Origin of the sequence: Allobosea psychrotolerans (genome assembly GCF_002917105.1) — a bacterium.
Taxonomy (GTDB): Bacteria; Pseudomonadota; Alphaproteobacteria; order Rhizobiales; family Beijerinckiaceae; genus Allobosea; species Allobosea psychrotolerans.
This window is the reverse complement of sequence record NZ_PQFZ01000012.1, coordinates 53,220-78,393: the sequence shown is the minus strand read 5'-3', so window position 1 is coordinate 78,393 and position 25,174 is coordinate 53,220. Positions and strand designations below refer to the sequence as shown.

Below are 25,174 nucleotides of genomic sequence, written 5' to 3'. Positions count from 1 at the left end.
CAAAATCATCCGATGGCGGAAAGCGTGACCGTCAGGAAAAATGGAGCATGGCCTGTGCGAAAACCGGTTCCCGTTTTTCGCGCCGTGCTCCCGAGGTCGAGCTATTCCGGCGCGCTACGCGAGGCAGCGCGCCGATACTCGGATCAAGCGGATCAGAAGGTCGGGAGCGCCGGCAGCGGGCCGCCGACCCACTTCTGCGAGATCGCGTCGAGCTCGCCGTTCTGCTTGACGTAGTAGATGAAGTTGTTGAGCCACTGACGCAGCTCATAGGCGTCCTTGCGCATGGTCATCGAGTTGGGCTGCATGCCGAAGACGAACTTCAGCTCGGTCTCGGTCTCGCCGCGCGCCTTCATGGCCGCGTTGGCCTGGGCGTCGGGACCGGCGATCGCCTCGACCTGGCCGGAGAACAGCGCCTGCATGGTGGTGGCGTCGTCCTCGAAGCGCAGGATGGTGAGGTTCAACTCCTTCTCACGGCTGGTGAATTCGCGCTCGACGCTCGAGCCGCGGTTGACGCCGACCTTCTTGCCCTTGAGGTCGTTCCAGGTCTTGATGACGACGTTCTTCTTGGCGTAGATGCCGGTCTGGAAGGCGCTGTAGGGGATCGAGAACATCACCGCCTTGGCGCGCTCGGGCGTCGGCGCCAACGTGGCGACGAGGAAGTCGACCTTGTTGGCTTCCAGTGCCGGAATGCGGGCCGGCGGGGTCAGCTGCACCATCTCGACCTTGACGCCGAGATATTTGCCGATCAGCGCGATGACATCGGCATCATAGCCGACCGCATTGCCCTGTGAGTCGACGGAGCCATAGGGCGGGGCGCCGATCAGCACGCCGATCTTGACCGAGCCGCGCTTGATGATGTCGGTGATCGTCTGGGCCGAGGCCTGGCTCGCCGCCAGCATGCCGGCGCCGAACGCGAGCAGCGTCCCGGCGACCTTGAGATGTTTCATCAGGTTCATTGGTTGCGTTTCCTTGGGCTTCGCGGATGGGTTTGCTTTTTTGCCCCGGCTTCGTTCGGCCGGTTGCCTGATCGTCAGGTCGCGGAACGTCCTTCTCTCACGACATTCCTGCTCTCACGACATTCTCGAGCGAGGAGCCGGAGAAGCACCGCTTGATGTTGTCAGCCATGGTCTGCTGGCGACGGCGGATGGTTCCGCTGGTCCAGCCGGACATGTGCGGCGTCATTAAAACGTTTGAAAGCTCGTGGAAAGGTTGTTTCGACGGCAAGGTTTCGGCCTGGTCCGGGCCGGGATACTGATACCAAGTGTCGATGATCGCGCCGCCGATCCGACCGCCCTTGAGCGCCTCGAACAGCGCCGTCTCATCGATGGTCGGCCCCCGCCCGACATTGACGATGACAGCGTCAGGCTTCATCGCGGCGAAGGCTGCGGCCCCGACGATGCCCCTGGTCTCCTCGGTCAGCGGCACCGAGACGATGATGGCGTCGGCCGAGCCCCAGAAGGCGTCGAGCCGGTCGAGCGTGAAGGCGCGATCGACGAGATCCGAGGTCGGCACGGCGCTGCGGTTGGCGACGTGGACCTGCATCTCGAAGGCCTTGGCGCGCCTTGCGATCGCCTTGCCGATATGGCCGAAGCCGAGCAGGCCAATGGTCTTGCCCGCGATCTCGCCATGGACCCGCTCGGGAGAGCCGGCCCAATAGGCCCAGTCGCCCCGGCGCAGACGCTGGTCGGCATCGGCGAGCGGAATGCTGCGGGCGAGCAACGCGCTCATCACATATTCGGCGATCGCCTGCTCATGGCCGAAGCAGTTGCAGACGCTCGCCGAGGCCGGGAGCAGACCGAGATCGACCGCATCATAGCCGGCGCCGGGCACATGGAAGAGCTTCAATCGCGCCGGAACCGGCAGGCTGGCGCCGAACTTCGTGCCGATGATGACATCGGCATCGGCATAAGCGCGCTGATCGGCGCCGACGCCGAGGACATCCGGCAGGATGCGGATATCGGCCTGCGGGCCGACGAGATCGGCGAAACCGCTGCTGAAGGAGGCGGCGTTCTCGCCGTGAAAGATGATGCGCATGGGCGGACAGGACTTTTCGCGGTTGAAGGGCTTCTTGCGGTTCAGGCGCCGAGCAGGGGCTCGATGCTGCAATCCAGGAGAGAAGGGTCGATACGGCTCTCCATCTCGTCGAACATGCCGTCGACGAAGGCGATCAGCGCATCCGAGGCCGCGACCGCGCGGTCGACATGCTTGGTGGCGACGGCGTTGAGCACGGCGAGATGGTGGTCGATCGTGCCGTCGAGATTGGTCTTCTCGGCCATATAGCTGTGATGGATGAAGCCGATGCGGCGGAAGATGGTGTGGAGCGGCCGCAACGTGTGCTCCAGGAAGGGCTCGCCGGCGGCGGCCAGCACCATCTGGTCGATGCGGCGGTCGAGCGTGTTGAACTCGGCCAGCGTCAAGCCATCGCGCTTCTCGCGCAGCAAACGCTCCATATGCAGCATCTGGTTGCGGTGCGAAGGTCCGGCACGCTCGGCGGCAAGCCTGATGACGAAGCGCTCGATATCGCGGCGCAGATGCAACAGCACGCGCTCGCGGGCGAGATCGATCGGCGCGATCTGCAGGCCGTGACGCGGGCGGATGATGATCAGCGTGTCGGCGGCGAGACGGTTCACCGCGTGATGGACCGGCGTCCGTCCGAAACCGGTCATGTCCTGGAGATCCTGCATGGCAAGGAAGCGCCCGGGCGCAAGCTCGCACTTCACCAGCAATTCCTCGATGCGGTGATAGGCCAGTTCGAACAGATTGACGCGGTTGCGGCGCGGCGGAGCGCCCGCTTCTCCCACCTCGACCAGGGCCGGCCGGCTCGCGCGCTTGGCCATCTCGCATCTCCTCCGCCGTGGAGCTCGTTCGTGCGGCTCCATCTTGGCATCGACCATAAACATGTTGTGATATTTTACAAGCGCTCCTATGGTCGCCCTGCTTTGACCTGATGCCTCCGCCTGGAGCTATGGTCGACACGACAATCAACCAAGGCGTTCCCCGGCGCGCAAGCCGGCGAAGAACGCCAGTCGCCATGGGAGGCAGGCCTTGAAGATCACCGCCATCGAAACGCTGCGGACGGAAGAGTTCGCCAATGTCCTGTGGGTGCGCGTGCATACCGATGCCGGCGTGATCGGGCTCGGCGAGACGTTCTACGGTGCCGGCGCGGTCGAATCCCATTTGCACGACACGCTTGCCATGCGCCTGCTCGGCAAGAACCCGCTGCATATCGAGGCGCTGCATCGCGAGATGTCGAACCTGCCGATGGCGCAGGCCTCGACTGGCGTCGAATCGCGGGCGACCTCGGCGGTCGACATCGCGCTCTGGGACGTCTTCGGCAAGGTCTGCGGCCAGCCTGTGCACCAGATGCTCGGCGGCCTCTGCCGCGACAAGCAGCGCATCTACAACACCTGCGCCGGCTACAAATATGTCCGCTCGCACAACATCAAGCCGGTCTCGACCTGGAACCTCGGCGAAACCTCCGGCCCCTATGAGGATCTCGACGGCTTCATGAACCGCGCCGATGCGGTGGCCGAGAGCCTGCTGGAAAGCGGCATCACGGCGATGAAGATCTGGCCGTTCGACCCGCCGGCGATCGAGAACCAGGGCCTCTACATCACGCCCGCGCAGATGCGGAAGGCGGTCGAGCCCTTCGAGAAGATCCGCAAGGCCGTCGGCGACAAGATCGAGATCATGGTCGAGTTCCACTCGCTCTGGAACCTGCCGACCGCGATCAAGATCGCCCGCGAGCTCGAGCAGTACAGCCCGACCTGGTACGAGGATCCGATCCGGATGAACTCGCCGCAGGCGCTGGCCGAATACGCCCGCTCGACGACGGTCTCGGTCTGCGCCAGCGAGACCCTGGGCTCGCGCTTCCCCTATAAGGACATGCTCGACCGCGATGCCATGCACATCGTCATGGCCGATCTGTGCTGGACCGGCGGCCTGACCGAGGGGCGCAAGATCGCGGCGATGGCGGAAACCTATCACCGCCCCTTCGCGCCGCATGACTGCATCGGCCCGGTCGGCTTCATCGCCGCCATCCACGCCTCCTTCAGCCAGCCCAACACGCTGATCCAGGAATCGGTGCGCGCCTTCTACACCGGCTGGTACAATGAGCTCGTCACCACCATGCCGGTGATCAAGGACGGCTATGTCCTGCCGATGGAAGGTCCGGGGCTGGGCGTCGAACTCCTGCCCGCCGTCTTCGAGCGTTCGGACCTCACCGTCCGCCGCACCAGCCTCTGATGGGGCCCAGATGAGCAATCCCCTCTTCGACCTCACCGGTAAGACCGCTCTCGTCACTGGCTCGTCGCGCGGGCTCGGTCGCGCCATGGCGGAAGGGCTGGCCGTCGCCGGCGCCCGCATCCTGATCAACGGCACGGATCCGGTTCGTGTAGCGGAAACCGTGGCGGAGTTTCGTACGCTCGGCCATCAGGCCGAACCGGCCCCCTTCAATGTCACCGACGAGGCCGAAATCCTGCGCGCCTTCGAGGTCTTCGACACAGCGGGCATCGCGATCGACATCCTCGTCAACAATGCCGGCATCCAGTTCCGCAAGCCGATGGTCGAGATCGCCACGGCCGACTGGCAGCGCGTGATCGACACCAACCTGACCTCGGCCTTCATGATCGGGCGCGAGGCGGCCAAGCGGATGATCGCACGCGGCCACGGCAAGGTCATCAATATCGGCTCGCTGACCAGCGAGCTCGCCCGCGCCACGGTCGCGCCCTATACGGTCGCCAAGGGCGGCATCAAGATGCTGACCAGGGCCATGGCGGCGGAATGGGCCGAGCACGGCATCCAGGCCAATGCGATCGGGCCCGGCTACATGATCACCGACATGAACCAGGCATTGATCGACAATCCGAGCTTCGACGCCTGGGTCAAGGGCCGCACGCCGGCCAGGCGCTGGGGCAAGCCCGGAGAGCTTGTCGGCACCGCCGTGTTCCTGGCCTCCGATGCCTCGAACTATGTCAACGGCCAGATCATCTATGTCGATGGCGGGATGTCGTCGGTCCTCTAGTTAGAGGCTATGGCGCGCCGAGCATCATCTGTCCGAGCGCGCGGGCGGTCGCGCTCTGCTCCTCCGGCGAGAGCGCGCTGAGCAATCTGCGCTCCGTCTCGGCATGGTCGCGCATCGCCGGCTCGACCAGCCGGCGGCCCGCTTCGGTCAATTCGACGATGACGCCGCGCCCATCGGTCTCGTCGGCCATGCGGCGGATATGGCCGGCCTTCTCGAGCTTGCGCAGCAGGTTCGACAAGCCGCCCGAGGTCAGGATCAGCGAGTCGAGCAGGGCCTTGGGCGACATCCGATAGGGCGCTCCCTCGACGCGCAAGGTCGCGAGCACGGCGAAGGCGGGATATTTCAGGCGGTGCTTGGCCAGCGTGCGGTTGACCGCCGTCAGGAAGACCTCGTGCAGATGCAGCAGGCGGCCGACCACGGCCTTGCCGGAACAGTCGATCTCGGGGAACTCGCGGCGCCAGCGCTGCATGCCCGCGCCGACGCGATCGTTCTCCCAGAGCGCAACCGGCTCTTCGGTCTCGATGCGTCGCTGGGCGTCGTTGCGCATGCCGATCCTCCTGATCCTGCCTCCAGATCCCGCCCTTCCGACCATGCTACGCGTCGCGCCGCAAGGGCGATTGCAAGGGCTTGAGGCACCCAGAGTATCTTTCATTTATCTTTCTTGAAAGATAAATTGAGCCATGCCATGCTCCCCCTGGAATGGCGGGCGAAAGGCCCTGCCCTTCGCGCCGAGAAGCCGCGGAACAGCGGTTGGCGCCACGCAACAGACGGGGACCTGCAACCATGCGCCACAAGTTCTGCTTCGCGACCGCCACCGCCATCCTCTGCGCCGGCTTCTCGCTCTCCGCCCGGGCCGAGGAGCTCGTCGTCGGTTCCTTCGGCGGGTCCTTCGCCGACAACGTCAAGGCCTGCCATGTCGCCGCCTTCGAGAAGGCGACGGGGGCCACCGTCTCGCTCAAGCTCGGCAATTCATCGCAATTCGCCGCCGCGATCCGCGCGACCGCCGGCAAGCCCGATATGGACATCGTCTATATCGACAATTCGCTGGCCGCCCAGACCCAGGGCGAGAAGCTCAACGAGATCATCGACCGCAAGAAGCTCAAGAACGCCGGCGACGTCATCGCCTCGGCCTGGGGCAAGGACGACGCCTATGTCGTCGCCATGGTGAGCGCGACCGCGCTCGTCTACAATCCAAAGCTGGTCAAGACGCCGCCGACCTCCTGGCTCGACCTCGCCGACCCGGCCTATGCAGGCAAATATGCGATCGGCGACATCAGCGGCACGTCGGGCCTGCACTACCTGCTGGCGCTGAACAAGCTCAAGGGCGGTACGCTGGAGAACATCGATCCCGGCATCGAGGCGATCAAGCCGATCGCGAAGGGCTCGGCCGTGCTCTACACCCAGGCCGACCAGTTGCTCTCCTTGTTCGAGCGCGAAGAGATCGCGATCGCGCCCTGGTATCCCGACCGCGCCGGCGTCGCCATCGACAAGGGCCTGTCGCTCGCCGTCGCCTATCCCAAAGAGGGCGCCGTCGGCATCCTGCCGGCCGTGATCATCCCCAAGGGCACGGCCAAATCGGAGCTGGCGCATAAATTCCTCGACCAGATCCTTTCGGCCGAAGGCCAGGGCTGCTTCTCCGAACGAGCCTATATCGGCGCGGTCAACACCAAGGTGAAGCTCTCCGACAAGCTCCGGAAGATCGTCCCCAATGGCGAGAGCCTGGAGAAGGCCTGGTTCATCGATCCCGAAATCATCGCCAAGAACAGCGCCAACTGGACCCGCCGCTGGCAGCGCGAGGTGGCGCGCTGAGCTTGGCGCGGACAGAGGGGAGCAGCCGGTGAGCGCGCTGAGCTTCGAGCGGCTGGGCAAGTCCTATGGCGAGGCCGAGGTCGTCAGGGAGGTCTCCCTGACGATCGCGGAGGGCGAGTTCGTCTCGCTGCTGGGACCCTCCGGCTGCGGCAAGACCACGATCCTGCGCATGGTCGCAGGGCTTGTCGCACCGAGCCGCGGCCGCATCCTGATCGGCTCCGACGACGTCACGACGCTGCCGCCCAACAAGCGCGGCCTGGGGCTCGTCTTCCAGTCCTACGCGCTGTTTCCCCATCTCACCGTCTTCGAGAACGTCGCTTTCGGTCTGCGCCGCCGCAAGGTCTCCGGCGCGGAGCTCGAGCGGCGGGTCAAGGAAGCCCTCGCCCGCGTCAGGCTGGACGCCTATGGCGAGCGTTTTCCGCGCCAGCTCTCGGGCGGCCAGCAGCAGCGCGTCGCGATTGCACGCGCCATCGCGCCGCAGCCGCGCGTGCTGCTCTTCGACGAGCCCCTCTCCAATCTCGACGCGCAATTGCGCGACGAGATGCAGATCGAATTGAAGCGGCTGCAGCGCGGGCTCGGCATCACCACACTCTTCGTCACCCATGACCAGGGCGAAGCCCTGTCCATGTCGGACCGCGTCTGCGTGATGGCCAAGGGCGTGATGCAGCAATTCGCGACGCCGGAGGACATCTATCACCGGCCCGCCACCAGCTTCGTCGCGAGCTTCATCGGCAAGCCGAACCGGCTCCAGGGTATGGTCGCAACACGCGAGGGCCAGGGCGGCAGCCTGCGGCTCGGAACCGGCCTCACCCTGCAGGCGGCCCATATCGACGCAGCCCTCGGCGCCAAGGTCGATGTGGTCATTCGCCAGGAGGCGATCCGGCTGCGCAGCGGCCAGCCCGAGCCTGATGAGCTGGCCGGCACGATCGCGCTGCGCTCCTTCAGCGGCGCGCGCGTGCAATATGTCGTCAGGCTCGCTGAGGGCGTCGAGCTGATCGCCGAGACCCCATCCAGCGGCCCGGATTCGGCGCTCGACCCGGGCACGCCGGTGTCACTTGTGATCGATGCGGGCTCCGTCTTCGCGATGGCCTCAGAAGGAGCGGCCGCGTGATCGCGCCCCGGCACGGGTTGATGCTGCTGGCGCCGCTCGCGCTGGTGCTGGCGGGCTTCTTCCTGCTGCCCGTGCTGATGATGCTGCCGACGAGCTTTCGCGAATATGCGCCGGGAACGGGCATCGCGCCGGGCATCTGGACGCTCGAAAACTACACCCGCATCGTCACCGATGATTACTATCGCGAGGTGATCTGGCGCACGCTGGGGCTCGGGCTCTTCGTCACGCTCGCCTGCCTGCTGCTCGGCTACCCCCTCGCCTTCCTGATCGCGCGCGGGCCGGAGCGCTGGCGGGTGCCGCTGATCCTGCTCGTGATCTTCCCGATGATGCTCAACCTGGTGGTGCGCTCCTTCGGCTGGATCGCGCTGCTTTCCAATCGCGGGCTCGTCAACAACCTGCTGATCCAGCTCGGGCTGATCGCCACGCCGTTGAAGCTGATGTTCAACCTGACCGGGCTGATGATCGGGCTGACCCATATCTACCTGCCCTTCATGGTGCTGATGCTGGTCGCGGCGATCCGCAACGTGCCACGCGATGTCGAGGCGGCCGCCGCGACGCTGGGCTCCAGCCGCCTGCACGTCTTCGCCGCGGTGACACTGCCGCTCTCGGCGCCGGGCATCCTTGCCGGCTCGATCCTGGTCTTCGTGCTGACGATCAGCGCCTTGGTGACGCCGCGCATGCTGGGCGGCCCGACCTACAAGGTCATGGCGACGCTGATCTATGACGAGTACATGCAGCTTCTCGACTGGCCGAGCGGCTCGGCGCTCTCCTTCGCGCTCACCGCAATGGCGATCGGCGTGATCTGGCTCTCGAGCCGGCTGACCAAGCGCTGGGCGGGCATGGCATGATGGGCGCGAGCGACAGCGACGACCGTCCGGGCTCGGCCGTGACCATGGCGGCCCTCGCCGTCATCGTCTTCCTGCAGGTTCCGGTGATCGTCGTCGTGCTGGCCGCCTTCAGCACGACCTCCTATCTCACCATCCCGCCGCAAGGGCTGACGCTCGCCTGGTTCGGCAAGGTGCTGAGCGATCCGAGCTATCTCTCGGCAATCCGGATGAGCCTGATCCTGGCTTGCGGCTCGACGGCGATCTCGCTCCTGCTCGGGGTCGCGGCCGCCTATGCGCTGTTCCGCAAGGCGCTACCGGGATCGGAGGCGATCACCTCCGTGCTGATGGCGCCGCTCGTCCTGCCGGCGGTCGTGATCGGCGTCGCGCTGCTGCAATATTACAGCCTGACCGGCCTGCGCGGCAGCCTGTTCGGCCTGTTGATGGCCCATGTGGTCATCACCGTGCCCTATATCGTGCGCTCGGCGCTGGCGAGCCTTTCGGGCCTCGACCTCGCGGTCGAGGAGGCCGCGCGCGTGCTCGGCGCGAATGGCGTCGAGGCCTTCCGGCTCGTGACCTTGCCGCTGATCCTGCCGGGCCTCGTGGCCGGCGCGCTCTTCGCCTTCATCACCTCGCTCGACAATGTCCCGGTGACGATCTTCCTGATCAGCGCCAACCAGACGACGCTGCCGGTGCTGATCTTCTCCTCGGTCGAGATGGGGATCGATCCCAGCGTCGCGGCCGTCTCGACGCTGCTCATCGCCGCCACCGGCATCATCCTGCTCATTGCCGAGCGCCGCTTCGGCTTCCACCGCTTCGTCTGAACACGGGTTGAAAAGACCATGCCTCTCACCAGCAAGGGTTTCCCGCTCTTCCTGACCTTCGATCTCGATGCCGAGACGATGTGGACCGGGCGCGACCCGGCCTATGCCAACCGCCCGATCCTGATGTCGCAGGGCGCCTATGGCTGGAAGGTCGGCACCGGCCGCGTGCTCGACCTGCTCGATCGCTACGGCGTCAAGGCGACCTTCTTCGTGCCCGGGCTGATCATCGACCAGCGCGAGGGGCTGATCGAGGAAATCCTGAAGCGAGGCCATGAGCTCGCCCATCACAGCTACAGCCACAAATGGATTTTGAGCCTCACGCCCGAGGAGGAGCGCGAGGAGATGGAGAAGGCGTTCCAGTCGATCCTGCGCGTCAGCGGCAAAGCTCCGCGCGGCTGGCGCTCGCCGGCCGCCGAGATCAGCCCGATCACCATGCCGATGCTGGTCGAATACGGCTTCGACTACTCCTCCAACTTCTTCGACGACGACTCGCCCTATCTGCATGAGGTCGAGGGCAAGCAGACCAGGATCGTCGAACTGCCGTTCCGCTGGGTGCTCGATGACGCGCCCTTCTTCCAATATTCGATCGTGCTGCCCGGCCGCACCATGCAGGCCCCCTCCGCGCTGCTCGAAGCCTGGAAGAGCGAGTTCGACGTGCTCTATGCCGAGGACCGGATGATGATGATCGGCATGCATCCCGAAATGATCGGCCAGCCCTCGCGAATCAAGGTGCTGGAGGGGCTGATCGAGCATGCGCTGAAGCACAAGGATGTCTGGATCGGGCGCTGCGACCAAATGGTCGACGATATGCGGCCCGGTCTCGAGAAGGCCCGGGCGGAGGCCAGGCGATGAGCGGCGCGCTCGCCGGCCGGCGCATCCTGATCACCGGCGCCGCCAAGGGCATCGGGCTTGCGACGACGGAGCGCTTCATCGGCGAAGGCGCGCGCATTGCGGCGCTCGACCGGGACGAGGCGGCACTCGTGGCTCTGGCCGGACGTTTCGACCGCGGGCAACTCCATCCGGCCAAGGCCGATGTCGCCGATCCGGCTTCGGTAGCGGCTGTCGTGGCTGAGAGCGCTGCTGCTCTCGGCGGGCTCGACGGCATCGTCAATGCCGCCGGCATCGATCTCGTCGCCGCGATCGAGGCGATGGCGCACGCCGACTGGAGCCGTGTGCTTGCCGTCAACCTGACCGGGCCGATGCTGGTGATGCAGGCGGCTTACCCTCATCTCAAGGCGGCCGGCGGCGGCACCATCGTCAACGTCTCCTCGGGCGCCGGCCTCTCGCCATTGAAGCACCGCACCGCCTATTGCGCCTCAAAGGCCGGTCTGCAGATGGCGTCCAAGGCGCTCGCCATGGAAGCGGCGGAATTCGGCATTCGCGTCAACACGGTCTGCCCCGGCGCCGTCGAGACCGAATTGTTCCGCTCCGGCATCGATGCATCGCCCGATCCGCAGGTGGCCTATGAGACCGTGCGCGCCCGCTACGCGCTCCAGCGCATCGCCGCGCCCGACGAGATCGCCGCCGCGATCCTGTGGCTGACCTCAGCTGAATCCTCCTACGTCACCGGCACCGCGATCGCCGTCGATGGCGGTCGCACGTTTCATTGAGGATCAAGCCATGACCGCCAGCGCAGGCCGCTTCTCCGGCAAGGTCGTGGCGATCACCGGCGCCGCCCATGGCATCGGCGCAGCCACCGCCCGGCGCTTCCTCGCTGAAGGCGCGCGCGTCGCCGTGATCGACCGCGAAAGCGAGGGTTTCGCGGAGAGCTTTAAGGGCGGCCCGAACGAGCGGTTGCTGACCACGGCGGGCGACTGCACCGACGCCGCCGTGCTCGCCGATTTCCATGCGCGCACGGTCTCCGGCTTCGGGCCGGTCGACATCCTGTTCAACAATGTCGGCCAGAGCGGGCGCGAGCGCGCGGCACAGTTCCATGAATCCGAGGAGGAGGTCTGGCGCTTCGTGCTGGAGGTCTCGCTCTTCACTGCGATGCGGATGTCCCGCCTCGTCGCGCCGGCGATGCGCGAGCGCGGCGGGCGGATCGTCAACATGTCGAGCGACGCGGCCTTCGTCGGCGATGCTGGCCTCGCCGATTATGCCGCTGCCAAGATGGGGATCATCGGCTTTACCCGCGCCCTGGCGCGGGAACTTGCGCCCCATCGCGTCACGGTCAACGCGGTGGCGCCCGGCGCGATCCGCACCCGCGCCCATGACCGGCTGACACCGGCCGTGATCGAAAAGATCAAGGCGACGACGCCGGCCGGCTTCATCGCCGAGCCAGAGGATGTCGCGGGCTGCGTCGCCTTCCTCGCCAGCGAGGACGCCCGCTATGTCACCGGCCAGACGCTGCTGATCGATGGCGGCCGCTGGATGATCTAGGGGGAGCACGAACATGACCGCCATCGCCGATCTGTCCGCCATCAGGCTCGCCGCCGCTGTCCGTGCACGCGAGGTGTCGCCCGTGGAGGCTGTCGATGCGGCGCTCGCCCGTATCGAGGAGCGCCGGGAGCTCAACGCCTTCATGGCGATTTGTGCCGAGCGGGCGCGCAGCGAGGCCAGGGCGGCCGAGGCTGCGATCATGAACGGCACGCCGCTCGGCGCGCTCCACGGCGTTCCCTTCTCCATCAAGGACCTGACCAATTCGGAAGGCGTCGCCACCACACAGGGCTCCGCGCTGTTCGCCGGTACGGTGCCGTCCTCGGATGCTGTCGCAGTCGCCCGGGCGCGGGCTGCAGGCGCGATCCTGATCGGCAAGACGACGACGCCGGAATTCGGGCACAAGCCTTTCACCGAGGGGCCCTTCTTCGGCCGCACGCTCAACCCCTGGAGCCACGCCCACACCTGCGGCGGCTCATCGGGCGGCGCAGCGGTCGCGGTTGCGGCCGGGATGGGGCCGCTGGCGCTCGGCTCCGATGGCGGCGGCTCGATCCGGATTCCGGCAGCCTGCTGCGGCGTCGTCGGCCTCAAGGCGACACTCGGCGCGATCCCGAACCTGCAGGCGCCCGATCTGTTCGGAGCCAACTCCTATGTCGGTCCGATGGCACGCGACGTCGCGGATACCCAGCTGATGTTCGAGGTGCTGGTCGGGCCCGACCGGCGCGACCCTTACGGCCAGGTCCAGGCCTTGCCGCGCCGCATGCTGGGCGAGGCCGAGCGCCCGCGCATCGGCTTCCTGCTGCGCTGCGGCAATGTTCTCGATCCGGAGGTCGAGCGTTCCGTTCTCGCTGCGATGAAGCAGGCCGAGGCGCTTGGCATGATCGTCGAGCCGATCGAGCTCGATCTCGTCTCGCTGGAGCCGCATTTCCTGGTGCTGCTGCGCTCGCTGCTGCTGGCCCGTCTGGGCGGCCATGCGGCGCGCTCACCCGAAAAACTCGACCCGACGCTGATCGCCACGATCGAGGCCGGGCGCGCCTATAGCACCACCGATCTCTGCGAGGCGCAGTTCGCTCGCACGAGCTGCTTCTCGCAAATCCAGGCGATTCTGTCCCGCTTCGACCTTATCGCCTCGCCGACGCTGTCGGCGCCGGCCCTGCCGGTCGGGCTCGATCCGCTCGGCCGCATCGCAATCGCGGGGCGGGACGCCGGCACGATCCGCGGCGCCTGGTATCCCTATACCTTCCCGTTCAATCTGACGGGGCATCCGGCCCTATCGATGCCCTGCGGTCTCTCCGGGGCCGGCCTGCCGATCGGCCTGCAACTCGTCGGGCGCTGGCATGAGGACGGCTATCTGCTCGCTATCGCCGCGCGGCTGGAAACGGCGCTCGGCTTTGCGGCACGCCGGCCAGGCTAGACCATGCCCTTGCCGGCATCCGAGCCGCGCCGCGCCTGGCGCGCCCGCAGGCTCAGGATCGTAGCGAGCGCCAAGCCGATCACCAGGAACGAGACGCCGGTGGTGACGGTGCCGAGCGCGTAGATCTCCGGCGTCGTCACCGTCGAGGTCAGCGCCTGGAGTTCGAGCGGCAAGGTGTTCTTCTCGCCGATGGCCTGCGAGGAGCGCGCGATCTCGTCCCAGGACAGGGTGAAGCCGAAGAGCCCGACGCCGATCAGCGAGGGCAGGATCACCGGCAGGATGACATGCCGGAAGGTCTGCCAGGGCGTAGCACCAAGATCGCGCGCCGCCTCCTCCAACCGGCCGTCGAAGCGGTTGAAGATCGCGAACATGATCAAGAGGCCGAAAGGCAAGGCCCAGGTCAGATGCGCGCCGAGGCCGGAGCTGAAGATGCCCATGGCGGTGGCGTAGCCTTCGGCGATGAAACCCGGCGCATAGGCCTTCACCGCCTCGTCGAAGAGGCGAAATTGAAGGGCGATGCCAAGCGAGGTCACGATCGAGGGCACGATCAGGCTGGCGATGGTGACGTAGAACAGCAGGTTCTGGCCCTTGAAGCGCTTGCGGAAGGCAAGCCCCGCCAGAACCGAGAAGGCCATGGTGATCAGCATCACCGTCAGTCCGAGCTGGAGCGAGCGCCAGAAGGCCGATTTGATGTCGACGATGCCGCCGCCGCTCCAGAGCTTGCCGAACCAGTGCAGCGAGACCCCGTTCATCGGGAAGGTCATGCCGCCGGTCGGCCCCTGGAAGGAAAGCACGAAGATCGCGATCATCGGCCCGTAGAGGAACAGCACGAACAGCCCGAAGAAGGCGGCGAGCCAGTAGAAGGAGGCGGGACGGCCCTCGCCCATGGCTAGAGCTCAAGCGGCCGGTTGAAAACGTCCTCAGCCCTCATCCTGAGGAGGCTGCGTAAGCAGCCGTCTCGAAGGATGGTCGAGGAGGCTCCGAAACCATCTGGAGCATCCTTCGAGACGCGCTCCTGCGGAGCGCTCCTCAGGATGAGGGCTGAGGTATTCAAACAGCTCCCCTTGGCAAGCATGCTGCTCAAAGCTCCTTGCGGATGTCGACGAAGCGGTTCAGCGCCGTGATGATCAGGAGCGTGATCGCCAGCAGGATCACCGCATTGGCGGCCGCAGGCGGGAATTGCAGCGCATTCAATCGCGTCTCGATGATCTTGCCGGCCGAGGCGATCTGCTGGCCGCCCATCACGCCGACGGTGATGAAATCGCCCATCACGATGGTGACGACGAAGATCGAACCGATGACGATGCCGGGCTTGGCGAGCGGGATGACCACGTTCCAGAGCGTCTGCCAGCTGCTGGCGCCGGCGTCATAGGCGGCCTCGAGCAGGCGCTTGTCGATGCGCGCCATCGAATTGAAGATCGGGATCACCATGAAGAAGGTGAACAGGTGCACGAAGGCGAGCACCACCGAGAATTGCGAGAACAGGAGCCACTCGATCGGCTGATTGATCAGGCCCGCATTCATCAGCGCGCTGTTGACCAGCCCGTTGCGGCCGAGCAGCGGCACCCAGGAGATCATCCGGATGACGTTGGAGGTCCAGAAGGGAATCGTGCAGACGAGCGCCAGCGTCATCTGCATCGTCACGGACTGGACGTGGAAGGCGAGAAAATAGGCGATGGTGAAGCCGATCACCAGCGTGATCGCCCAGACGATCAGGCAGAACTTCACCGTCGAGAGGTAGGTCTTCAGGATGGTGCAGAGTTCCGGCAGCTGATCGTAGCAGCCCTCGAAGGTCTCGACATAGGAGCGCGTCGTGAAGCCCGGGATGATCGAATAATCGTTGTAGTCCCAGAACGAGACCATCACGACGAAGAGCAAGGGAATGACGAAGAACAGCGCGAAGACGCCGGCGAAGGGCAAGGCCTGAAGCCAGGCCGGCGGCGCGTAGGCGGTTTTCGTCGCTGGCATTTCGGTCCGTTTCGTCCTGGCTTTACGAGCCCTCATCCTGAGGAGCCGCGCAGCGGCGTCTCGAAGGATGTTCCAGTTTGCGGTGGCAACGCCCTCTGGAGCATCCTTCGAGACGCAGGCTACGCCTGCTCCTCAGGATGAGGGTTGAGGAAGAGAGCGCCCCGCCAGATGCGGGGCGCAGCAGCGTTCACATCACGCCGCGATGAACTCGTTCCACTTGCGGACCATGTAGTCGTTCTCGTCCATCACTGCGTTCCAGCAGGCGACATTGCCCATGCGGTCGTCATAGGAGCCGCCATCGCGCGTGGCGCCGGCCTTCTCCAACAGCGAGCCGTCGGGCGCCTTGATGTCCTTCTCTGCCGGCTTGCCCTCCATCCAATAGGCCCATTCATAGGGCTCCATATTGGCCTTGGCGGTGGAGAGGACGGCGGAATAATAGCCCTGCCGGTTGAGATAGGCGCCGGCCCAGCCGGAGAGGAACCAGTTGACGAACTCATAGGCGAGCTCGGCCTTGCGGCCCGTGACCGATTTCGACAGGCAGAAGCCCGAGGCCCAGGAGCGATAGCCCTCCTTCAGCGGCTGGAAGGTGCAGGCGATGCCCTTGGTGCGCACCGCCGTGACGGCCGGCGACCACATCGACTGGATCACCGTCTCGCCCGAGGCCATCAGGTTGACGCTCTCGTTGAAGTCCTTCCAGAAGGCGCGGAACTGGCCGCTCTTCTTCGCTTCGGTCAGGACCTTCATGGTCAGGTCGATCTCGGCGCGGGTCATGTTGCCCTTGTCGGGATATTTGTAGAGGCCGGCCGCCTCGACCACCATCGCCGCATCCATGATGCCGATCGAGGGGATGTTGAGGATCGAGGCCTTGCCCTTGAATTCCGGGTTCAGGAGCTCCTTCCAGCTCTCGATCGGGCGCTTGATCAGGTCGGGACGGATGCCGAGCGTGTCGGCGTTGTAGACGGTCGGGATCAGCGTCACCCATTGCGTCACGCCAGAGGCGAACTTGGTCGAGTTCGCGCCCTCGACGAACATCACCTTCTTGGGCGCGGTGCCCTGGTCGCCGATGACCTTGCCATTGGGCAGCTGGCCCTTGGTGAAGACCGGCGTGATGTTGTCGAACTCCTTGATCTTGCGGGCGTCCATGCCGAGGATGTTGCCCGACGGCACGAGCTTCTTCAGGCTGAAATATTCGGTGTCGAGCACGTCGAAGGAGTTAGGCTGGGTGATGACGCGCTTGGTCACGTCGTCGGTCGTCGCCGAGATGTATTCGATGGTGATGCCGGTATCGGCCTTGACCTTCTTGGTGATGTCATCGGCCTGGTTCACGGCCGTGCCGAGATAGCGCAGCACCTTGGGCTCTTGCGACCAGACCGCGGGGAAGCCGGTGATCGCGCCCGAACCGGCGGCGACGCCAGCAGCAGCGCCGGCGCCCTTCAGCAGCGTGCGCCGCGAGACGCCTTTCATATCCTTCGTCGTCCTACCCATCACTCTCTCCTCCTCATCGATCTTGCTCGCCGGTCTCGTTGTCAGGCGGCGGCGCCGAGCCGGTGAATGTCGGCCTCGTTCCAGCTTACGGCGACGGTATCGCCGGGGTTGAACGGCTCGGCGTCGAAGGCGGCTTCGCTCAGATTGGCGGTCAACTCCGCGGCGAAATCCGCCGCCAGGCCGATCTGGACATAGGAGCCCTGGTATTCGACATCGCTGACCACCGCGGTACGGGCTGCACCATTCACGGCCTTGGTCAGGCGCAGCTTGTCGGTGCGGATCGCGATCGCGCCACCGGCATCGGCGACGATGTTGTGGCCGCCGATGAAGCGGGCGATGAAGGCGGTCGCCGGCGCGTTGAAGACCTCGCGCGGCGTGCCGGCCTGCTCGATCAGGCCCTGGTTCATCACCACCATGAGATCGGCCAGCGCCATCGCCTCGTCCTCGCCATGGGTGACGTGGATGAAGGTGATGCCAAGCTCCTTCTGCAGCTTCTTCAGTTCGGCACGCATCTTGATGCGCAGGAACGGATCGAGCGCCGAAAGCGGCTCGTCGAGCAGCAGGATCTGCGGCTTGGTGATCAGGGCGCGGGCGAGCGCGACGCGCTGCTGCTGGCCGCCCGAAAGCTGCGCCGGCAGGCGCTCGGCATAGCGCTCCATCGCGACAAGTTCGAGCAGGCGCATCGCCTCCGCCCGGCGCTGCGCCTTCGCGACGCCACGCATCTTTAGGGAGAAGGCGACGTTGTCGACGCAGGAGAGATGCGGAAACAGCGCATAGCTCTGGAACATCATCGCCGTGCCGCGCCTGGCCGGCGGCAGATCGGTGACATTGGTCGGGCCCAGGATGATGTCGCCCTCGCTCACCGCCTCATGGCCGGCGATCATCCGCAAGGTCGAGGACTTGCCGCAGCCGGACGGGCCGAGCAGGCAGCAATAGGTGCCGGCCTTGACGCGCAGATTGATCGCGTCGACCGCAACCGTCGCGCCATAGCGCTTGGTGACCTGAACGAGTTCGAGATCGGAACCGCGCAATCCTGCCTCCTGGTTGGGCATGGGCCCTACAAGGGGCGTGCCAAGGCCAGGACGACGAGAGGATGCGGTGCGAATTGGCCGCCGCCGCATAAAAGCGGCCTAGAATGCCCACAGATTAGGCATTTGCTTATGGAATGGCGGGCCGCGCTTGTTGAGCGGCCCGTCTGTTCAACCTGCTTTCTTGTCTTTGCGGCGATCGCGACAGGATCAGGCGGCGACGAGTGCTCCCAGGACCGTTTTCGGCTCAAGATAGCCTTCAAGGCCGAAGGCGCCGTGCTCGCGCCCGATGCCGGACTGCTTGAACCCACCGAATGGCGCCAGCGGTTCGTGGTGCAGGCCATTGATCAGGACACGCCCGGCGTTGAGCCGCGAGGCGACGGCACGCGCTCGCGCGACGTCGGCGGAGATGACGCAGGCCTGGAGCCCGTAAACCGTGTCGTTGGCGATCGCCACCGCCTCCTCCTCGTCGCGATAGGTGATGATCGAGAGCACAGGCCCGAAGATCTCCTCGCGCGCGATCGTCATGCCGTTATGGACGCCGCTGAACACGGTCGGTTTGACGAAATAGCCGGCCTCGAGCCCTTCGGGCTTGCCTTCGCCACCGATCAGCAGGCGCGCGCCCTCTTCCAACCCGATGCGGATATAGCGCTGCACCCGCTCCCATTGTCGCTGGCTCACCATCGGGCCGATCGCGGTCGCCGGGTCGCGCGGATCCCCGGCCCTGGTCGCGTCGACCGCCTTCCGAGCCAACGCCTCCACCTCCTGAAGCCTGGTTTGCGGCACGAGAATGCGCGTACCGGCGAGGCAGGCCTGCCCGCTATTGACGAAGCCGGCGGCGATCGCGAGCGGCACGGCGATGGCAAGATCGGCATCCTCGAGGACGAGCGTCGGCGACTTTCCGCCCAGCTCCAGCGTCACGCGCTTCATCGTCTCGGCCCCGGCGCGCATGATCGCCTTGCCCACGGCGGTCGAGCCGGTGAAGGAGATCTTGGCGATGTCGGGATGCGCGCTGAGTTCCGCGCCGACGATATCGCCGCGCCCGTTGACGATATTGAAGACGCCGGGCGGCAGTCCCGCCGCGTGCAGAGCCTCGCAAACGACCTGCGTCTGGATCGCGCTCATCTCGCTCGGCTTGATCACGGCGGTGCAGCCCGCCGCGATCGCGGTTGCGAGCTTGTTGCAGATGAAGCCCGCATTGGCGTTCCAGGGCGTGATCAATCCGACGACGCCGACGGGCTCCATCACCACCTCGGCCGCGCCGATCCGGCGAAGCAGCGAGATATCCTTCAGCGTGCTCGCGGCATCGAGAAAGGACTGCGCGGCGTATTTCGCGCCCCAGGAAGCCCGCGCAACCGGCGCGCCATATTCCTCGATCGTCGCCTGCGTGATCGCGTCGAGCCTGGCCATGACCGCCTCGTGCAGGCGCTTCAGCATGGCGATCCGCTCAGCCTTGCTGGTGCGAGACATCGCCGGAAAGGCCCGCCTGGCCGCGGCGATGGCGCGCTGCGTGTCCTCGACATCGCCAAGGCGGACGCGGCCGATGACCGTGCCGGTCGCGGGATTGAACAGGTCGAACAGTTCTTTGCCATGCGGAGCGACAAAGGCGCCGTCGATATAGACCGTGTCGATGATGCGCATGGAGATCTCCAGGGTTCGGCGATGACCGCCTGGAGATAGGAGACTATGATTGGTCGGATAAGCCGCATAAATTTGCACGACATCATGAGAGAATCGAAACAATGTCGCGAAGCGCCCTCAGCGATTTCGAGGCCGTCATCGCCCTGGCGCGGCATGGCCGCTTTCGCGCCGCCGCGACCGAACTCGGCATGTCGCCTTCCGCGCTCAGCCATGCCATCGCCGCGGTCGAGGCACGCCTGGCCTTGCGGCTCTTCAACCGTACGACACGCAGCGTCTCGCTGACGGCGGCCGGCGAGCAGCTCGTCAATCGGATCTCACCCGCCCTGGCAGAGATCCGCGACGCCGTCGACGCCGCCAACAGCCATCGCGAGACGCCGATAGGCACGCTGCGCCTCAACAGCTCGGTCGGCGCGGCACGCCAGATCATGCAGCCGATCGTGTTCGAGTATCTGCGCCGGTATCCGCAGATGAAGATCGACCTCGTCACCGAGGACAAGCTCGTCGACATCGTGGTCGACGGCTTCGACGCCGGCATCCGCCTGGTCGAGGCGCTGCCGCGGGACATGATCGCCGTGCCCTTGGGTCCGGAGCAGCGCATGGTCGTGGTCGCCTCGCCGGCCTATCTCGCTGAGAACCCGCCGCCACGCTCGCCGGCCGACCTCCTCGCGCATCGCTGCATCCGCAGTCGCATGGGAAGCGGCGCAATCTGGCGCTGGGAGTTCGAACGGCGCGGAGAACGGGTCGTCGTCGACGTGCAGGGGCCCCTCACGCTCGATGAGACGGGCCTGATGCTGGAGGCAGCGCGCGCCGGATTCGGCCTGAGCTATCTCGGCGAGTGGAGCGTCGCCGCCGATCTCGCATCCGGGCGGCTTCTGCGCGTGCTCGACGACTGGACGCCGCCCTTCCCCGGCCTGTGCCTGTACTATCCGGGGCGTCGCCATGTCCCAGTGGGGCTTCGTGCACTGATCGATCTCATCAAGGAGAGGCGAGCGCATCCTCCTGGTTGAAAATCCGCGACGTGGCCGCGCAGCAGGATCCGGCGACCATCTTCCACCCCGGACTGGCCGCCATTTTGCTAAGCTGGCCGCAGTCGAGGTTTCGCCTCGCTTTGCAAAATGCCGCTTGATCATGACGGTCTTCCGGCGGACTAAAGCGGAGGCTGCGGCGAGCAAGCCGCAAGCGACCTGATTATCTGGAAGAGGGGATCACCATGGTTTCGCGCAGGGATATCGCCACGGCCATTGGCGCCGCGGCCGTCGGGGTAGCGGCTGCCGGCATCGTCTCGCCGGCTGCGGCCCAGGCGCCGGCAGCCGGAGGCGAGACCGCCTTCGAACGCATCCGCCGGACCAAGAAGCTGCGCATCGGTGCGGTGGCGGGAGCGGCCCCCTATTACAACAAGGATATCGCGACCGGTCAGTGGGGCGGCTTCTATATCGACCTGTCGAAGGCGCTGGCCGAGGAGCTCGAAGTCGAACTCGAGATCCTCGAGACGACCTGGGGCAATTCCGTCCTCGACCTGCAGGCGAACAAGATCGACATCTTCTTCGGCCTCAACCCGACGCCCAAGCGCGCCCTGGTGATCGATTTCTCGGTGCCGGTGTTCAACAACGCCTTCACGATGATCACCAAGAAGGGCCTGGGCAAGAAGACCTGGGACGATTTCAACAATCCCGCCCTCAAGATCACGGTCGATGCCGGCTCCTCTCAGGACCAGGTCGCGACACGACTCTGCTCGAAGGCGCAGATCTCGCGCTTCAAGAGCGTCGACGACGCAGCTGCCGCCATCATGACCGGCCGCGCCGACGCGCAATGCATCGTGATGATGCTGTCGCTGACCATGCTCAAGAAGAACCCGGCGCTCGGCGAACTCGTGGTGCCGACCCCTGTCTTCGCCACGACCTCGAATGCCGGCTTCCGCCGCGAGGCCGACCAGACCTGGCCCAAATATGTCAACACCTGGCTCGAGTTCAATCGCGGGCTCGGCCTGATCCGCAGCGTGATCATCAAGAACATGGAGTCGGTCGGCATCACCGAAGCCGACATGCCCGCCGGCGTCCAGCTCTAAGGGCGGCGCGCCCGGCCTTGCCCGGCAAGGCATCCAACCGAACCGAAGCGTCGTCCCGGGCGTAGCGAAGCGAAGACCCGGGACCCATGCGAGCCCATCCCGCCGAGGCTCAGGCATGGATCCCGGGTCGAGCTGCGGTCGCCCGGGATGACGGCGCGGTTCTCCGGATAGCGTGACATCCGTCACGGTCATCGTTCTTCCTGGACCTCGCCATGTATCAATGGGATTTCGGCTCGCTCTGGAGCTATCGCTGGCTGTTCCTGAACGGCTTGTGGGTCACGGTCGGCTTCACCGTCGCCATCGTCGTGCTCGGGCTGCTCATCGGGCTTGTCGGAGCGCTTGCGAAACTCTCTCCCTTCGCCCCGCTGCGCTGGCTCGCTCTCGCCTATATCGAGGTCTTCCGCTGCACGCCCGTGCTGGTGCAACTGGTCTGGTTCTACTACGCCCTGCCGATCCTCAGCGGCATCGAGATCTCGGCCGTCACGGCCTCGATCCTGGCGCTCTCGCTCTATGGCGGCTCGTTCTATGCCGAGATCATCCGCGGCGGCATCGTCTCGATCGACCCCGGCCAGCCGGAAGCCGCGGCCGCGCTGGGCATGACCCCGTTCCAGTCGATGCGCCGGATCATCCTGCCCCAGGCGCTGAAGCGCATGATCCCGCCGCTGATGAACCAGTCGATCATCCAGTTCAAGAACACCTCGCTGGTCTCGGTCCTGGCAGTGCCGGACCTGCTCTATCAGGGCCAGATCGCGGCGCATGACAGCTATCGGCCGCTGGAGGTCTACAGCGCCGTGGCGATCGCCTATTTCGTGCTTCTCTTCCCGCTCACGATCATCGTGCGCCAGGGCGAGAAGAAGCTGTCCACCAGCGATTGAGGCCAGGCGATGGACACCGCACCCAAGATCGAGACGCCCAAGATCGAGGTCACTGCGCTGCGCAAGCAGTTCGGCGAGCTCGTCGTCCTCAAGGACATCAACCTGAAGGTCGCAGCCGGCAGCGTGGTGGCGCTGATCGGCCCGTCCGGCTCGGGCAAATCGACCCTGCTGCGCTGCATCAACCTGCTGGTGACGCCCGATGGCGGCCGCGTGCGGGTCGGAGAGGACAGCTTCGCCTTCGGGGCCGGCAGCAAGCCACCCGGGACCCGCGAACTGGCCCGCTTCCGCACCAATACCGGCATGGTGTTCCAGCACTTCAACCTGTTTCCGCATATGACGGCGCTCGGCAATGTCATGGAAGCGCCGATCACCGTCCGCGGGAAGCCCAAGGCGCAGGCGCGCGAGCAGGCGCTGGCGCTGCTTGCCAAGGTCGGGCTCGCCGACAAGGTCGATGAATATCCCAGCCGCCTGTCGGGCGGGCAGAAGCAGCGCGTTGCGATTGCACGCGCGCTCGCCATGGAGCCGGAGGTGATGCTGTTCGACGAGGCGACCTCGGCGCTCGACCCCGAGCTCGTCGGCGAGGTCCTGGGCGTGATGCAGAAGCTGGCCGCGGAAGGCATGACGATGGTGATCGTCACCCATGAGATCGCCTTCGCCCGCGAGGTCGCGGACCGCGTCATCTTCATGCGCGACGGCGTGGTCGTCGAGGAAGGACCGGCGCGGCAAGTGATCGACGCGCCGCGCGAACCGGCGACGCAGGCCTTCCTCGGCCATTTCCATCGCGGCGGCGCGGCTCAAGCCCCGGCCGAAAAGGCGCTGTGATGCCCAGCCTCGATCGTGTCTATCTCGTCACCGGCGCGGCGAGCGGAATCGGCCGGGCGACCGCGCAGCTGCTGGCCGGACCCGGTATCGGCCTCATCATACATACCGGCACCAATCGCACCGGTCTCGACGCCGTCGCCGAGACGGCGCGCACCGCCGGAGCCAAGGTCGAGACCATCCTTGGCGACATGGCCGCGCAGGCGACCTGCGATCAGATCGTGGCGCTCGCAGCCGATGGTTTTGGGAAACTCGACGGCCTGATCGCGGTCGCCGGCCATGCCCGCAGGGCCGGCATCATGGATCTGCCCGAGAGCGAGATCGGGCAGGCAATGGACGAATCCGTCGCCGCCCTCATGCGGATGGCCCGCGCAGCACGCCCGCTGCTGCAGGCCAGTGGCAGCGGCCGGATCGTCGCCACCTCGTCCTTCGTCGCCCACGCCCTGCGCACCGATCTCCAGCCCTTCGCCGCGACCGCTGTGAGCCGCGCCGCGCTGGAGACGGTGGTGAAGCTGATGGCGCATGAACTCGCCACTGATGCCATCACCGTCAACGCCGTCGCGCCCGGGTTGATCCGCAAGGACGAAGGCAGGGGCAGCAAGCTCAGCCTGGAGGCGATTGCCCGCATGGAAGCGATCATTCCGCTCGGGCGGCGCGGCCAGCCCGAGGAGGTCGCGCAGGTCATCGCCTTCCTCGCCTCGCCGGCTGCGTCCTATGTCACCGGCCAGATCATACACGTCAATGGAGGGCTCGCATGAGCGGAGCTGTCGTCGAGCGCATCAGGCTCTTCTTCATCGAAAGCCCGATCAAGATGGCCCGGCTCCAGGGCGTCGGGAACGTCAAGGGCACGGTCAAGCGCGTCCTCGTCGAGTTGACCGCAAGCGACGGCGTGGTGGGTTGGGGCGAAGCCGCTCCCTGGGAGGTCTTCACGGGCACGGCGGAAGCCGCGCTGGCGGCGATCGACGTCTATCTGCGCCCGGTGCTGATCGGCCGCCCCGTCAAGCGCGTGCGCGAGACCATGGCCTTGCTCGACCGTGCGCTCGTCGGCCATGCCGAAGCCAAGGTCGCAATCGAGATGGCGCTTCTGGACATCGTCGGCAAGGCCTCGGGCCTTTCCGTCGCCGACCTGCTCGGCGGGCGGGTGCGCGACACGATCCCGCTCTCCTTCTCGATCGCCGATCCGGATTTCGCCGCCGATCTCGAGCGGATGCGCGCCATGGTCCCGGCCGGCAACGTGATCTACAAGGTCAAGACCGGCGTGAAGCCGCATAAGGAGGATCTCGCCCATCTCGAAGCGATGCGCTCCGAATTCGGCGACGCCATCGACCTCCGGCTCGACTACAATCAGGCGCTGCAGCCTTTCGGCGCGATCAAGATCCTGCGCGATGTCGACGCGTTCGCGCCGACCTTCATCGAGCAGCCGGTTCCGCGCGACAATCTCGACGCGATGGCCGCCTTCGTCGCAGCGTTGGACACGCCGATCCTGGCCGATGAAAGCTGTTTCGACGCCCGCGATCTCAATGAGGTGATCCGCCTCAAGGCCGCGAATGCAATCTCGGTCAAGCTGATGAAGGCGGGCGGCCTCCTCAAGGCGCAGGCCATCATGGCGATCGCCGATCAGGCCGGGTTGCCGGGCTATGGCGGCACGCTCTGGGAGGGCGGCATCGGACTTGCCGCCGGCACCCAGCTCATCGCCGCGACGCCCGGCATCTCGCTCGGCTGCGAATTCTACATGCCCCACCATGTCCTGACCGAGGACGTGCTGGAGGAGCGCGTCGCCAACCGCAATGGGCATGTCGTGGTGCCGGACGGACCGGGACTCGGTATCCGCGTCAGCGAAGCCTCGGTGCGGGCCAATGCACGCATCCTGGCCGAGCGCTGAGGCTTTTCATACTGGCGGCCTTCAGCGCTG

25 protein-coding genes are annotated in these 25,174 nt (G+C 65.9%); 16 read left to right on the top strand and 9 right to left on the bottom strand.

All coding sequences use genetic code 11. The features are described from left to right. Window positions 1–152: 152 nt before the first annotated feature. The 3 genes from CYD53_RS19380 to CYD53_RS19370 all read right to left on the bottom strand — a co-directional run bounded on the left by CYD53_RS19380 (window position 153) and on the right by CYD53_RS19370 (window position 2,837). Window positions 153–956 (bottom strand): transporter substrate-binding domain-containing protein, encoded by an 804-nt coding sequence (locus tag CYD53_RS19380; protein WP_103719725.1) that lies wholly within the window; start codon window positions 954–956, stop codon window positions 153–155. A gap of 97 nt (window positions 957–1,053) precedes the next feature. Further along, window positions 1,054–2,034, bottom strand: a complete 981-nt coding sequence (locus CYD53_RS19375; RefSeq protein ID WP_103719724.1) for a 2-hydroxyacid dehydrogenase — start codon at window positions 2,032–2,034, stop codon at window positions 1,054–1,056. A gap of 41 nt (window positions 2,035–2,075) precedes the next feature. Beyond that, complete coding sequence (locus CYD53_RS19370; RefSeq protein WP_103719723.1) at window positions 2,076–2,837, bottom strand: GntR family transcriptional regulator; 762 nt, start codon at window positions 2,835–2,837, stop codon at window positions 2,076–2,078. A gap of 208 nt (window positions 2,838–3,045) precedes the next feature. Here CYD53_RS19370 and CYD53_RS19365 point away from each other — a divergent pair, with 208 nt between their 5' ends. Then, on the top strand, window positions 3,046–4,245 hold the full coding sequence (locus CYD53_RS19365; protein WP_092174519.1) for a mandelate racemase/muconate lactonizing enzyme family protein: 1,200 nt from the start codon (window positions 3,046–3,048) through the stop codon (window positions 4,243–4,245). Between the two features lie 10 nt (window positions 4,246–4,255). Then, entirely contained in the window at window positions 4,256–5,023 is a 768-nt protein-coding gene (locus CYD53_RS19360; RefSeq protein WP_103719722.1) for an SDR family oxidoreductase, read from the top strand. Between the two features lie 7 nt (window positions 5,024–5,030). Here CYD53_RS19360 and CYD53_RS19355 read toward each other — a convergent pair whose 3' ends face one another. Beyond that, on the bottom strand, window positions 5,031–5,570 hold the full coding sequence (locus CYD53_RS19355) for a MarR family winged helix-turn-helix transcriptional regulator (protein WP_103719721.1): 540 nt from the start codon (window positions 5,568–5,570) through the stop codon (window positions 5,031–5,033). A gap of 236 nt (window positions 5,571–5,806) precedes the next feature. Between CYD53_RS19355 and CYD53_RS19350 the strand changes: the two genes are divergently transcribed. From CYD53_RS19350 to CYD53_RS19315, 8 genes are read left to right on the top strand one after another with little or no spacing between them, the layout of a single operon-like run. Then, window positions 5,807–6,832 (top strand): ABC transporter substrate-binding protein, encoded by a 1,026-nt coding sequence (locus CYD53_RS19350; protein ID WP_103719720.1) that lies wholly within the window; start codon window positions 5,807–5,809, stop codon window positions 6,830–6,832. A 28-nt stretch (window positions 6,833–6,860) separates the two neighbouring features. After that, on the top strand, window positions 6,861–7,943 hold the full coding sequence (locus tag CYD53_RS19345; RefSeq protein ID WP_103719719.1) for an ABC transporter ATP-binding protein: 1,083 nt from the start codon (window positions 6,861–6,863) through the stop codon (window positions 7,941–7,943). Further along, the gene (locus CYD53_RS19340; protein ID WP_210202378.1) at window positions 7,940–8,791 is read left to right on the top strand and encodes an ABC transporter permease; all 852 of its coding nucleotides are present in this window, start codon (window positions 7,940–7,942) and stop codon (window positions 8,789–8,791) included. The genes CYD53_RS19345 and CYD53_RS19340 overlap by 4 nt, the downstream gene beginning before the upstream one ends. Further along, window positions 8,788–9,591, top strand: a complete 804-nt coding sequence (locus CYD53_RS19335; protein ID WP_245928332.1) for an ABC transporter permease — start codon at window positions 8,788–8,790, stop codon at window positions 9,589–9,591. Before CYD53_RS19340 ends, CYD53_RS19335 begins: the two co-directional genes overlap by 4 nt. A gap of 18 nt (window positions 9,592–9,609) precedes the next feature. After that, the gene (locus CYD53_RS19330) at window positions 9,610–10,443 is read left to right on the top strand and encodes a polysaccharide deacetylase family protein (protein ID WP_103719716.1); all 834 of its coding nucleotides are present in this window, start codon (window positions 9,610–9,612) and stop codon (window positions 10,441–10,443) included. Then, entirely contained in the window at window positions 10,440–11,201 is a 762-nt protein-coding gene (locus CYD53_RS19325; protein ID WP_103719715.1) for an SDR family NAD(P)-dependent oxidoreductase, read from the top strand. The genes CYD53_RS19330 and CYD53_RS19325 overlap by 4 nt, the downstream gene beginning before the upstream one ends. Before the next feature lie 10 nt (window positions 11,202–11,211). After that, window positions 11,212–11,970, top strand: coding sequence for an SDR family NAD(P)-dependent oxidoreductase (locus tag CYD53_RS19320; protein WP_103719799.1), 759 nt, complete (start codon window positions 11,212–11,214; stop codon window positions 11,968–11,970). Window positions 11,971–11,983: 13 nt separating this feature from the next. Beyond that, window positions 11,984–13,381 (top strand): amidase, encoded by a 1,398-nt coding sequence (locus CYD53_RS19315; protein WP_103719714.1) that lies wholly within the window; start codon window positions 11,984–11,986, stop codon window positions 13,379–13,381. On the opposite strand, the gene CYD53_RS19310 is transcribed toward CYD53_RS19315, so the two are convergent. The 5 genes from CYD53_RS19310 to CYD53_RS19285 all read right to left on the bottom strand — a co-directional run bounded on the left by CYD53_RS19310 (window position 13,378) and on the right by CYD53_RS19285 (window position 19,503). Continuing rightward, complete coding sequence (locus CYD53_RS19310) at window positions 13,378–14,268, bottom strand: ABC transporter permease (protein ID WP_103719713.1); 891 nt, start codon at window positions 14,266–14,268, stop codon at window positions 13,378–13,380. The two genes, CYD53_RS19315 and CYD53_RS19310, sit on opposite strands and share 4 nt — an antisense overlap. 193 nt (window positions 14,269–14,461) lie before the next feature. Further along, entirely contained in the window at window positions 14,462–15,349 is an 888-nt protein-coding gene (locus CYD53_RS19300; protein WP_210202377.1) for an ABC transporter permease, read from the bottom strand. Window positions 15,350–15,541: 192 nt separating this feature from the next. Then, window positions 15,542–16,834 carry an ABC transporter substrate-binding protein gene (locus CYD53_RS19295; RefSeq protein ID WP_103719710.1) on the bottom strand — a complete coding sequence of 431 codons (1,293 nt, stop codon included), beginning with the start codon at window positions 16,832–16,834 and terminating at the stop codon, window positions 15,542–15,544. A gap of 41 nt (window positions 16,835–16,875) precedes the next feature. Continuing rightward, a complete protein-coding gene (locus CYD53_RS19290; protein WP_103719709.1) occupies window positions 16,876–17,886 on the bottom strand; it encodes an ABC transporter ATP-binding protein in 1,011 nt (336 codons plus the stop codon). Between the two features lie 186 nt (window positions 17,887–18,072). After that, the gene (locus CYD53_RS19285) at window positions 18,073–19,503 is read right to left on the bottom strand and encodes an aldehyde dehydrogenase family protein (protein WP_103719708.1); all 1,431 of its coding nucleotides are present in this window, start codon (window positions 19,501–19,503) and stop codon (window positions 18,073–18,075) included. A gap of 101 nt (window positions 19,504–19,604) precedes the next feature. Here CYD53_RS19285 and CYD53_RS19280 point away from each other — a divergent pair, with 101 nt between their 5' ends. From CYD53_RS19280 to CYD53_RS19255, 6 genes are all read left to right on the top strand, one after another. After that, a complete protein-coding gene (locus tag CYD53_RS19280; protein WP_103719707.1) occupies window positions 19,605–20,510 on the top strand; it encodes a LysR family transcriptional regulator in 906 nt (301 codons plus the stop codon). Window positions 20,511–20,713: 203 nt separating this feature from the next. After that, window positions 20,714–21,568: a transporter substrate-binding domain-containing protein gene (locus tag CYD53_RS19275; protein ID WP_103719706.1), complete on the top strand. Its 855-nt coding sequence runs from the start codon at window positions 20,714–20,716 to the stop codon at window positions 21,566–21,568. Between the two features lie 212 nt (window positions 21,569–21,780). Continuing rightward, a complete protein-coding gene (locus CYD53_RS19270; RefSeq protein ID WP_092174481.1) occupies window positions 21,781–22,443 on the top strand; it encodes an amino acid ABC transporter permease in 663 nt (220 codons plus the stop codon). Window positions 22,444–22,452: 9 nt separating this feature from the next. After that, window positions 22,453–23,265 (top strand): amino acid ABC transporter ATP-binding protein, encoded by an 813-nt coding sequence (locus CYD53_RS19265; protein WP_103719705.1) that lies wholly within the window; start codon window positions 22,453–22,455, stop codon window positions 23,263–23,265. After that, on the top strand, window positions 23,265–24,020 hold the full coding sequence (locus CYD53_RS19260; RefSeq protein ID WP_103719704.1) for an SDR family NAD(P)-dependent oxidoreductase: 756 nt from the start codon (window positions 23,265–23,267) through the stop codon (window positions 24,018–24,020). The genes CYD53_RS19265 and CYD53_RS19260 overlap by 1 nt, the downstream gene beginning before the upstream one ends. After that, window positions 24,017–25,144, top strand: coding sequence for an enolase C-terminal domain-like protein (locus tag CYD53_RS19255; RefSeq protein ID WP_103719703.1), 1,128 nt, complete (start codon window positions 24,017–24,019; stop codon window positions 25,142–25,144). Before CYD53_RS19260 ends, CYD53_RS19255 begins: the two co-directional genes overlap by 4 nt. Window positions 25,145–25,174: the final 30 nt, after the last annotated feature.